General features: G+C 64.7%; 14 protein-coding genes and 1 pseudogene. 8 read left to right on the top strand and 7 right to left on the bottom strand.

Annotation, left to right across the window (positions count from 1 at the left end; genetic code table 11):
* Positions 1-361: DUF222 domain-containing protein (locus tag NA11_RS41200; protein ID WP_245746554.1), on the bottom strand; the 361-nt coding region annotated here is incomplete at its 3' end.
* 350 nt (positions 362-711) lie between these two features.
* Here NA11_RS41200 and NA11_RS41195 point away from each other — a divergent pair.
* Together NA11_RS41195 and NA11_RS41190 are read left to right on the top strand one after the other, a co-directional pair.
* Positions 712-1,005: an ArsR/SmtB family transcription factor gene (locus tag NA11_RS41195; protein WP_245746553.1), complete on the top strand. Its 294-nt coding sequence runs from the start codon at positions 712-714 to the stop codon at positions 1,003-1,005.
* Between the two features lie 18 nt (positions 1,006-1,023).
* A complete protein-coding gene (locus NA11_RS41190; protein ID WP_069167546.1) occupies positions 1,024-2,025 on the top strand; it encodes an LLM class flavin-dependent oxidoreductase in 1,002 nt (333 codons plus the stop codon).
* Here the strand turns inward: NA11_RS41190 and NA11_RS41185 are convergent.
* Positions 2,022-2,516 carry an NUDIX hydrolase gene (locus tag NA11_RS41185; RefSeq protein ID WP_069167545.1) on the bottom strand — a complete coding sequence of 165 codons (495 nt, stop codon included), beginning with the start codon at positions 2,514-2,516 and terminating at the stop codon, positions 2,022-2,024. The two genes, NA11_RS41190 and NA11_RS41185, sit on opposite strands and share 4 nt — an antisense overlap.
* 94 nt (positions 2,517-2,610) lie before the next feature.
* A complete protein-coding gene (locus NA11_RS41180) occupies positions 2,611-3,402 on the bottom strand; it encodes an SDR family oxidoreductase (protein ID WP_069167544.1) in 792 nt (263 codons plus the stop codon).
* 264 nt (positions 3,403-3,666) lie between these two features.
* Here NA11_RS41180 and NA11_RS41175 point away from each other — a divergent pair, with 264 nt between their 5' ends.
* From NA11_RS41175 to NA11_RS41150, 6 genes and pseudogenes are all read left to right on the top strand, one after another.
* Entirely contained in the window at positions 3,667-4,101 is a 435-nt protein-coding gene (locus NA11_RS41175) for a hypothetical protein (protein WP_069167543.1), read from the top strand.
* Between the two features lie 290 nt (positions 4,102-4,391).
* The gene (locus tag NA11_RS41170) at positions 4,392-4,874 is read left to right on the top strand and encodes a helix-turn-helix domain-containing protein (protein ID WP_069167548.1); all 483 of its coding nucleotides are present in this window, start codon (positions 4,392-4,394) and stop codon (positions 4,872-4,874) included.
* Between the two features lie 70 nt (positions 4,875-4,944).
* Complete coding sequence (locus NA11_RS41165) at positions 4,945-5,343, top strand: VOC family protein (RefSeq protein WP_069167542.1); 399 nt, start codon at positions 4,945-4,947, stop codon at positions 5,341-5,343.
* A 205-nt stretch (positions 5,344-5,548) separates the two neighbouring features.
* A pseudogene (locus NA11_RS46945) lies at positions 5,549-5,890 on the top strand (helix-turn-helix domain-containing protein); the annotation flags it as partial.
* Positions 5,879-6,379: an SRPBCC domain-containing protein gene (locus tag NA11_RS46940; protein WP_069167547.1), complete on the top strand. Its 501-nt coding sequence runs from the start codon at positions 5,879-5,881 to the stop codon at positions 6,377-6,379. The pseudogene NA11_RS46945 and the gene NA11_RS46940, both read left to right, overlap by 12 nt.
* 167 nt (positions 6,380-6,546) lie before the next feature.
* Entirely contained in the window at positions 6,547-7,623 is a 1,077-nt protein-coding gene (locus tag NA11_RS41150; protein ID WP_069167541.1) for a hypothetical protein, read from the top strand.
* 331 nt (positions 7,624-7,954) lie between these two features.
* Here NA11_RS41150 and NA11_RS47280 read toward each other — a convergent pair whose 3' ends face one another.
* From NA11_RS47280 to NA11_RS41130, 4 genes are all read right to left on the bottom strand, one after another.
* A complete protein-coding gene (locus NA11_RS47280) occupies positions 7,955-8,512 on the bottom strand; it encodes a TetR-like C-terminal domain-containing protein (RefSeq protein ID WP_084655530.1) in 558 nt (185 codons plus the stop codon).
* A gap of 84 nt (positions 8,513-8,596) precedes the next feature.
* Entirely contained in the window at positions 8,597-8,953 is a 357-nt protein-coding gene (locus NA11_RS41140; protein ID WP_069167539.1) for a glyoxalase superfamily protein, read from the bottom strand.
* 396 nt (positions 8,954-9,349) lie between these two features.
* The gene (locus NA11_RS41135; protein ID WP_069167538.1) at positions 9,350-9,901 is read right to left on the bottom strand and encodes a GrpB family protein; all 552 of its coding nucleotides are present in this window, start codon (positions 9,899-9,901) and stop codon (positions 9,350-9,352) included.
* A 28-nt stretch (positions 9,902-9,929) separates the two neighbouring features.
* Complete coding sequence (locus NA11_RS41130; protein WP_069167537.1) at positions 9,930-10,658, bottom strand: hypothetical protein; 729 nt, start codon at positions 10,656-10,658, stop codon at positions 9,930-9,932.
* Between the last annotated feature and the right edge of the window lie 17 nt (positions 10,659-10,675).

Genomic DNA, 10,675 nt, shown 5'->3' with positions numbered 1-10,675 from the left:
CGGGCATCACCGGATCGAGGATTTCACCATCCAGGCTGTGGCGGTGCGCAAGATCGGCGGCAGCGCGCCAGCGAGCCCGGGCTTCCGCGGGGCTGATACGTAGACCGTCGGCGAGGGTGTCGACGGCGCTGTGGGTGGCGAAATCGTTGTTGCTCCACTGATCTAGCAGTTGCGCGACCAACTCCAACCCGAGACCGGGCAGCGCGCGTACGACGGTCTCCAACCGCTGCATCACGATCAGCCGATCCGGATTCGACAGGGCATCAGTCCGCACCGTACTGAGTTGATCGAGCCCGGCTTCGAGCGCGCACAACGCCGCCTCCACAGCGGGATCGGCGACAGTCACGCTACTCGAAGGCATGTTCGAAGCCTACTCGCGAAAAGTATCATCTACCAGGTGATTTCAGGCCAAATGAAAAGTTGGCAGTCTGGCAGTCCATGGCAGCCGCACTCGCTCAGCGACGTCCTATCGAACTCGCGCGGCCGACACCACCACCTGTCGTCGCAGCGCCATCCGGACCGAGCTCGAAGTGCCCTTCAACGCAGCACGACCAAAGTCTCTAAGCGCTGCTCGAACCCAACCGCCGACTGGTCGCGCCTGCCAACGACATCGCCACACCTCGACAACACCCCCGTGAGCGGCATCACAATGCAAGGCCCTCGCGTGCGGCGTAAGTTCGTTAATTAGCGAAATAGCGAAGGGTGGTGTGGGTGCTCGACGAGTGCAAAGCACTGGCGAACGAGACTCGGCTGCGGATCCTGGAATGGTTGAAGGACCCGGAGACGCACTTTCCCGAGCGTTCGGACGGGTCGGCCGAGCTCGGTGTATGCGTCGGGCTCATTCAGCAGAAGGCAGGCACATCGGCGTCGACCATCTCGGTGCACCTGGCGATCCTGCAGCGTGCAGGGTTCCTCACCGTCAACCGGCGCGGGCAGTGGGCCTACTACCGGCGCGACGACGCTCGCATCCGTGCCTTCACCGAACAACTCCACCGCGTGCTCTGACCAAGGAAAGGCACCTCAATGTCGACTGCTCTGTCCATCCTCGACCTGGCGTCGATCGCGCCCGGCGAGACCGCGCGTGACAGCTTCGCCAACAGCGTCGCGCTGGCCAGGGCCGCGGAACGCAGCGGGTACACCCGTGTTTGGTACGCCGAGCACCACAACATGCGCACCATCGCGTCGAGTGCCACGAGTGTGCTGATCGGACATGTCGCGGAGCACACCGACACGATCCGGCTCGGCGCGGGCGGCATCATGCTGCCCAACCATTCGCCGCTGGTGATCGCGGAACAGTTCGGCACGTTGGAGACACTGTTTCCCGGCCGGATCGACCTCGGGCTCGGGCGGGCGCCGGGCAGCGACCAGACGACGATCCGGGCGCTGCGCCGGGATGCGACGTCGTCGGATTCTTTCCCGCAGGACGTGCTGGAACTGCAGGGATATCTGACCGGTGAATCGCGGATCCCCGGCGTCTATGCGGTGCCCCGAGCAGAAGGTGTTGTGCCGCTCTACATTCTGGGGTCGTCACTGTTCGGTGCGCAGCTCGCCGCACAACTCGGCCTGCCGTACGCGTTCGCCTCGCACTTCGCACCCGAAGCCCTGCATCAGGCAGCGACCCTGTACCGCAGCAATTTCCGGCCGTCCGAGCAGCTGACGGAGCCGTACATGATGGCGGGAGTCAACGTGTTTGCCGCCGAAAACGGTGACGACGCAGCGGAACAGCAGAGGATCGCCTACCGCGCTCGCGCTCGGGCCATGGTCAAGCGTCGCACGTCGGATGTCGACTTCACCGACGAGGAGATCGATGCCTTCCTCGCCACCCCGGACGCCTACCCGCTCACCTCGAAGGTCCGCTACACGGCGACCGGCACCCCCGCCGAAGTCCGTTCGTATCTGGACGATTTCGCCGCATTGATCCAGGCCGACGAACTCATCCTCGCCCACCACGCCACCGACATCGCCGACCGCGTCCGCTCCGTCGAGCTCACTGCCGCGGCCATGCTCGAACCTGTCGGTCGCTAACCTCGCACGGGTGCAGGCACATGATTGACCCGATGGTCGTGTGCCTGCAGCGCCGGGTCGGGCCAGCCGTACACCCCGAAATGCTCACCGCGCTGGAGCAATTCGACTCCGGCACGGGTGCTCAAGATGGTGTCGCCGGGAAGGTCTGCCAAGGGAAACCACTCGAGTTCCGAGCAGAGGTCGGGTTCCCGGTTGTACGGATCGCCGGTCCAGCTTTCCGCGCTGAAGATGAACAGCACCCGGTACTGCCCCTTCGGCGCCTGGATATGAATCGACGAGGTCATCCTGACCTCGTCGTGCCGGAGCTGAACGCCGATCTCCTCGCGCGCCTCCCTGATCACCGCGGAGACGACATCCTCACCTTCTTCGAGCTTGCCCCCTGGCGCATTCCACTTCGCGTCGGCGAATCCGGTGTTGCGCCGCCGGGCCAGCAGCACGGCTCCGTCACGAATCAACAGGATCTGAACGCCGACAATGGTGCGGTACGTCATCCGCTGCCTTCCGTATCAAGGGTGAGGGAAGTCTGCATGCTGTGTCCGTGGCCGACCCTGGCCGTGTTTGCCGCAACGTTACCCCGGCGCGGTGTCATCGCCAATGGAGGTCGCCGATCGCCGTCGCCTCCGAGCCGCCGTCCGCGAAGACGATTTGTCCGGTAACGAAGCGGTTGTCCGCGGAGGACAGCCAGCAGATCAGCTCGGCGACCCATTCGGGTCGACCGGGGAAGCCGCCGAACGGTTGCGGCGCAGCTGTTTCGACGGCGTTGCGGATTTCGTCGTCGGCCAGAATCCAGGCGGCCGCCGGGGTGTCGACGACACCCGGGGCGACGACGTTCAGGGCGATGCCGGCACCGGCCCACTCGGGTGTCGGCGCGACCGTCCGTACCCAGCGATTCAACGCGCGCTTGGCGATACCGTAGGCGCCGGTTGGCCCGCCGAGCGCGGGGTCGGCTGCGAGATAGCCGACCGCGGCGGCTTCGTCACCGTCGAGGCAGGCTTGCACGATGCGCTCGTCCGCGGGCGCCAGCGACGACGTCGACGAGACGGCTACGGCGCGCGGCGCGGGGCTCTGTGCCAGCAGCGGCCGCAGGCCGTGCAACGTCGCGACGGCGCCGAAGTAGTTGGTCTCCAGCAGGCCGGTTCTGCCGCCGCCTGCGATGGCGAGTACCGCATCGATCGGCCCGTGCGCTGTCACCTGATCGATCAGTGATTGCCGACCCGCTGCGGTGGACAGGTCAGCGGTGATGTCGGCGTCGTCGAGATCGCAGCCGATGACCTTTGCGCCGCGCTCGCGAAGGAGTGCGGCAGTCGCCGCGCCGATGCCTGATGCCGAGCCGGTGATGACATATGTTCGTCCGGCGAATCCCGTGTGTGGTGTCATCGCTTCCTCTCCCACTGGTGTCCCCATCGAACCACGATCGCAACGGCTGGGGCGATGTCCGTGGTTGTCCTCTTCCCTTTCTCGTGCTTGCGTTGGCCCGCCGAATAGCAAGTCGCACAACGCATTCGTGGTCCGGGCGCAATGCCTCCTGCGCTGGAGCGCACCGGGGCAGATGTGAAATTCTGCCGATAGCGAACGATTTGCTGCAACCTGCATCATGGACCGCCTGCGTAGACGATGATGGTGTCGACAGCGGGATCGACCGTGGAAAGGCGCATCGTGCAGTGGTGGGAGTTCTCCTTGCTCGGCGCGTGCGGTGGGGCTGCTGTCGAAGCGCTGGCGATGCTGCGCTGGCTCGCGGTGTGGCGGGACGCCAGACGCACGCCAGCGGGGCGAGTGAAGGGGAAGCCGCCACGGGTGCGCACGTTCATCGATATGCCGGTGCACGGGTGGATGCTGATCGTGCGAACACTGCTCGGTGCGAGCGTTGCCGCGCTCTTCGGTACCACCGGACAGATCAGCGGGGCGTACGTCGCGGTCGTGCTCGGGTTCGCGGCCCCGGCGGTGTTGGCGCAATTAGGTTCGGTTCCGCAGCTCGCCTCCGTGATCACCGGTACGTCGGTGCGTCCCTCGGGATTGTCGTCGGCGGCCGCCGAATCGCCGCAACAGTCAGGGGTTTCCGAAACGGAGGCCAGTTGATGTCGAGATGTTCGTTCCGTCGTCGGATACTGGCGGGGTTGCTCGGCGTGCGACGGCGCTCGTTCGGACAGGTGAAGCCACCTGTCACGGAAGGACATTCCGTCGGCCGCCGGGTGCTCGCCGGGTTGCTCGGTGTCGGCATGCCCGACGTTCGCAAGCGGCGGATTGTCATCGATGACAATCCGCAGACTGTGCAGCCGACTGATTCGCAGACTGCGCAGCTGACCGATCCGCAGACGCCGGGTGTCAGCTACCGCAGGTTCCCCGTCAGGACCACCCCTGCGCGTGAGATCGAGGGCGAGGTCCTCGAATTCGGCGAATGGTCGAAGTTCCGGCAACGCAAGAAGTTCGCCGGACGGTTGAACCAGCTGTTCGCCACCGTGCATCCACCCTGGCGTAAACCGCACACCAACGGGGAGGTCGCGGCCGCGCTGACAGCGGACGGGCATCCGATCTCGACGACGTACCTCGCGCAGTTGCGGTCGGGAACACGGTCGACGCCCTCCGGCGAGACAGTCGCCGCGCTGGCCAAGTTCTTCAAGGTCGACCCGGACTACTTCTACAACGACATCTATGCCGCCAAGATCGACCACGATCTGGTGTTGCTGACCCAGCTGCAAGCCACTGGACTGCGGCGGCTGTCGAGCCGGGCCTTCGACCTGTCCGAAGAATCGCAGAACCTGCTGACCGCCATGGCCGAGAAGCTCCGTGCGAGCGAAGGGCTGCCCGAGATCCCGCCGGATGGAACGGAATGGCGGAAGTCGACGCGGTAGTCACTGAACGCGGACGGTACAGGCGTTCTCCCTAGGTTCCCGCCAACGATCGCGCTACGCTCAGTTCACCATGCCTGACCTGCTCGGAATCAATCATCTGACACTTGCCACAACCGACCTCGACCAGCTCGTGCGGTACTACACCGAGTTGCTCGGAGCGACACTCGCTTTCGAGCGTGCGGCAACCGCTGCGGATCCCCGCATAGCGGTCATCGATGTCGGCGGGGCCGATCACCTCATGATCGTCGAAACCGCCACTGGCGCAACCACTGATCTCGACCCACTCGGCCGTGCGGGATGGGGACTGCGGGTGGGCGATTATGCGCAGCTGTGCGCGGTTCGCGAACGAATCCTGGCCGCCGGGTGGCCTGTCGATGAGATCGAGACATTGCCGACGCAGTGGACGATGACGGCGCGCGATCCCGACGGACGCCCCGTAGACATCCGGGCCCATCGCCCCCGCGCCTGACACGATCCGCGGTTGCGGCACGTGCAGTCTCCGCTGACCAGCCCATCTCAGTCCGCTAGCCACGCGGCGATGCCGTGCGTCGGCCGGCATCACCCGAGATGCGTTAGCCCTCTGAACGCGGAAAGTTTGCTGTACCGGTGCCGTTGGGTGTTCTGGTGGACGATGATGGACGTCGACATCGAATCTCGAGGTCGAGGAACGGTCGATGAGTCGAGAAGGCAAAGACTTTGCCGCACGGCTGAACATGCTGTTCGCCATGGTGCACCCGCCGAGGCGGAGGCCGCACACCAATGCCGAGGTCGCGAGCGCGCTGACAGCTTCGGGGCATCCGGTGTCGAAAGCGTATATCTCGCAGTTGCGTTCGGGCGAGACCGATCCTTCCGAGGAGATGGTCGCCGCATTGGCGAAGTTCTTCGAGGTCGAGCCGGACTACTTCTATAACGACACCTATGCCGCCAAGATCGACCACGATCTGCTGCTGCGTTCCGAGCTGGACGGCTATGGGCTGCGACGGCTGTCGAGCAGGGCATTTCCCTTGTACGAGGACGGCTTCGGGCCGCAGCAGGTTACGACGCCCGAGACCTTCGCCGTCGTCTGCACCCGCGAGTTCGCGGCGCCTGTCGCCGAGGTTTGGCGGGCCTGGGAAGACCCGACTTACGTGACTCAGTGGTGGGGCCCAACGGGTTTCACCTCGCCGTCGGCGGACATGGACTTCCGGGTCGGTGGTACCTCGGTGATCTACCTGCGTGGGCCCGCGGAGTTCCGCGGGCGCGACATCTACAACACTTTGACCTACCGTCTGATCGAGCCGACCAGCCTGATCGAGTTCGATCTCGCGCTGACCAATGCGGCAAGCGCGGCCACACCCCGGACGCGGCCTCGACGCCACATCGTCACCTTCACCGCGGTCGCGAGCAAATGGACAGCGATGACGGTCACCGAGTTCGGCTACCCGACCGAGCTGGTGCGCGACCATGCGAAGGCCGAGCTTGAACAGTGCCTGGACAAGTTGACCACGTTGCTCGAGAAGAACTGAGCACACGAGCCGTCGACCCAGTGTGTTCCCCTCGCGCCGAAAGTTCGTCCGCTACCTGCAGGAATGAGCTGGATGACCAGCTTGTGACGGATCGATGATGCCGGTCGCTCGCGGCATTGGTTCTCTGGAGAGCGTGTTCGACTAACCGGTAGGAGTGTGCTCTCTCGATGATCAACGACGATATCCGCCCACTGAGCAAGGAACAGTCGGTCTCGGGCCGAGCGAGGGTTCTTGCCGAAATCACCGGCGGTCCGGCTGATCACGCCGAGGGAAAGTCCAAGGTGGTCCGACTCGCTCCAGCACGGCGCAGGTCTCGATGGCTGCTGATCGGGGCCGCCGTGGTGATCGCGGCTACCGCCGCCTGCACCACGAGCAGCGGTGACGAATCAGCCCGGCGGGTCCAACCTCGCGGCACTGTGGCGCCCGACCCCGACCGTGGGTTGGCTCCCGGCCAGTTTCTCTACATTGGGACGCGCGGCGATGGGATCGGGAATTCGTATGGCGATGTGGCCTTCCAAGTGGAGTCCACTCGGGAAATCTGGGTGCCTGCCAACCGCAGCGACGAATGGATGGAACGCCGCAGCCACGCCCGCCCCGTCAAGGTGATACCGGCCAGCGAAGACACCCCCGAGCAACAGGAGCTGTTCGAGCGCGGCGATTTCTCCGGGGAATGGCGGGCAGCTTGTGGGTCGTGGAGTTACATGGGCGATAACGTCGGCAAACCCGCTTGCCGCCCGCTCGAGGACAGCTGGTCCCGACCCACCCCCGAGTTCCTCGCCGCGCTGCCGCGAGACCCGGACGCGTTGCTGGCCAAGCTGAAGGAAGGCCCGTCACCCGGCGACAAGATCAGCCCGGAACTCGATGCCTTCGGTGACGCCCAGTCGTTCCTCGGCACCGGCATGGTGCCAAGGGATCTGCGCACAGTGCTACACCAAGCGCTCCTGCGCATGCCGGGGATCAAGGTCGCGGAGAACGTGCCGAACCTGGACGGACGCAAGGGCACCGCACTCGGTTTCGTCGACGTCCTCCCCCGCGTGCCACAAGGCACCCACCTCAACGAGATCATCATCGATCCAGGAAGCGAGCAGATCATCGGCACCCGCACCACCATGGTCCGCGACATGATGCTCGGCGAAGGCAACCAGACCAACCCGGCAGTGGTCTTCGAAAAAGGCAAGGTCATGGGCCACTCCACGATCACCATCGCCGTCGTCGGCAAACTCGGCGCCAAACCCACCGCCTGACCGAACTCGGCAGCAGCACGCACTGAACTCAGTTGAGAAGGTTGCTGGCGCAGCATCCAACTTATGGAAGAACGATGGTCGGCTTCGTCCGTCATCGCTGACGGCGGTTGTTCATGAACTTTGGGCTCTGGCCCACTTTCCGTGATCAGGTCTAGAGCCGCGGCACCCGGACGAGCGCCCAGTCCATGGCTGCGACGAAGTTCCGTGCCGCCCAAACGATCCGAGCCGGATTCGGTCAGTCGACCAACGGGCGCCCAGCGGCAAGAGAGTGCGTGGTAGGACGCGACCTGGCAGGCGTGCGCACTGAAGCCGGCGGGCCGAGGCAGCGGGCTTATTTGCGTCGGCGGGGCTCGAAGTCCAGTCCAGGCACGACGACGTGCCTGGAGGGCAAGACGGACAAGGTCCTAACAGAATCTCCTCGGACTCGATGGGTGCTCGACGCACACTGCGGCGCGGTCAGGGGCGGGTGGTGAGGGCGGGCCAGAGGGTGGTGGTGAGCTGTTCGGGCAGGCTGGCGCGCGGCGGCGGCGTCGCCGCGCAGGAACGCGCCGAAGAAGGCGCCGAAGACCATGGTGGCGATGGTGCGGGTGTCGATATCGGCGCGGACCGCGCCGCGCTCGATGAGCTGGTGCAGGACGTGTTCGACCTGGGTGACGCGGGGTTCGACGGCGCGGGTCACGACGTGGGCGAGGAGTTCGGGCACGCGTTCGGCTTCGCTGATGAACCCGCCCTGCACGAAATCGGCCGCGCCGCAACAAAAACGGCAGGTAACCTGACTTGGCTCAAGATCGCTGATCTTGGGTAGGGTGCTGGCTGTTGAGCTGCGGTTTCGTCGTGTGAACGGCGAAAATCTGCGCACTAAGCCGACCGGTTCTAGGGGTCTGCCCATCGCTTCCCGGTTACGGCTTCAGCGACAAGCCGGGCGTTGTTCGTCGACGAGGTCCGGTCATTCTTCCGGCTGGTCCGCTGATGGTCACCGGTACTCGGTAAGCGGCTGGCTAAAGATCAACAAGTGCCCATCGGGTGTCCGTACGTTGAAGTCGCGCATCCCGTAGGGCCGGTCAGCCAGTGGCTCGACGATGTCGGCGCCGCGGCCGCGCAGCTCGTCGTGGCAGGAATCGACGTCGTCGACGACAACCACCACCCTGGCCGGGCCGACGCTGCTTTCGGCGTATAGGTGGAACTCGGCGGTGTCGCGGATCACGGCCGCGTAGCTAGGCGGGGTCTCCCAGGTGAATATGGTGTCGAATCCGAGCACGTCCGTGAAGTACGACCGCGCTGCCTGCACATCTCGGCACGGCAGCACGGGAACCGCCACCCGCATGACCATTCCGTCACCTTACCTGACTTTGGCTCAAGATCGCTGATCTTGGGTAGGGTGCTGGCTGTTAGCGGTTCCTCTCGGTGGTAAGGGGAAGCTCTGCACGTTCACGGTAGGGCCTGCAGAGGCGGGCCGTGCGGTGAACGGAATTCCGTACCGATCGTGAGATGTGTTGCGCCACAAGATCACATTCCAAATGCGCGCCTCAGCGAGAATGCTCGCTCATCGGCATTTTCGTGCGTTGGTCGGACTGGCACGATCGGTTACAAATGCGGTCCGCTGCTTGAGGTTTGATCATGGTTCGGGTGTTCTGATCTTGGGTTCGGTGAGCAGGTTTCAGATCACTTCGAGATTCGAAGCCGAAAATCACCGCACACCAGCCTCCGCCCACAAGATCCTGGCAGGTTAAGGAGTCCAACCGGTGGCTTCCGCCCACACCTGCGCCCTTGCACCGACTTCCGCGATAAGCGGCCCTTTGGCATCGGCGTAAGCATTCATATCGTCCCAGTCTTGCTGCGCGAGTTGGCGTTTGAGTTGCTCGTAGGCCGCGCGATCCGCGTCGTCATGCCGCAACCAGTCTCGGAACAGCAGTTGCGGGCGTTCCCATGCGCTGCCGATCGTGCAGAGGTGAACGTGCACATCCCGCTCCGGCGTCCGCATCATGCGATGCGCCGGCTCCCGGACGCGAAGCTGATAGCCTGCGGCGGAAAGCAATTCGAGGTACGCGTCCTCGTCGTCGATATCCGGCACACTGACCTGGATATCGATGATCGGCTTGGCCGCAAGACCGGGCACCGAGGTCGAGCCGATGTGGTCGACGCGCCGCGCGACCGCCCCGAGCGCATTGGCGATTCGATCCCGCTCCACAGCAAAGCGGGCAGCCCAGGTGGGGTCGTAGTCGACGATCCGGATCTCGCGCTTCTCGATGCCGCCGATCAGTTCTGTCCGCTCAGTCACCGCCCCATCTTCGCAGCCGCTGGCTCCGCTACTCGCGTGTGCTGGTTACGCGCAGCATCCTGATCAGGGCGAGACGGAACGGCAGATCCTCGGGCTGATTGCGGGCCAACACATCTCGAATGTGGTCGTATCGGGTGGACCAGCCGATGACGACCTCGGTGTCCACGCCGGCCAAGGAACGGGTTTGGATATGCATGTGGCGGGCAGGGACGAGGAGGTGGGCGTAGCGCCCGCGGTCGAGCTCCTCCGTGACGGATCGGGCCAGGCGTCGATCCGTCCACCATTCGAGGGTCGCATGGACCGCGCCGATCGCCAACGCACATCCGACGGCCGCCACAATGAGGATCCACGTGGGCACACCAGACCACAAGAACCGCAGCAGGCCGACGGTGCCGATGGCGGCCGCTGCGCCTGCGACGAATCCGACACCATTGTTGGCCAGCACACGAGCGCTCGCCACCAGCCACAGCCCCGGTTTCGGCGGCGTCGCGGTCAGATCGAAAGCCAGCCGGAACGCGTCGGAGTACTCCCTGGCGAACGTGTCGAAATCGACATCGTCCCGAGTCAGGCGGATCGCCCATGCCCGCGCCAAATCCTTGACGACGATGACAATTCCGTGATTGTCGGACGTGTTCCCCCACCGGAAGACCCATGCCCAATCCGTCGATGTCCCCGACGGATCGAGCAGGCCTTCCGCACCATACTGTGGTCTGCTCAGTATCCGCAACGCCAGCTGCTGAGCAGTCCCCTCCTCCATGCGCCAAGGCTAGAGCG

The organism is Nocardia altamirensis NBRC 108246, from assembly GCF_001612685.1.
Classification (GTDB): domain Bacteria; phylum Actinomycetota; class Actinomycetes; order Mycobacteriales; family Mycobacteriaceae; genus Nocardia; species Nocardia altamirensis.
This window is presented reverse-complemented; position numbering and strand designations above follow the sequence as displayed.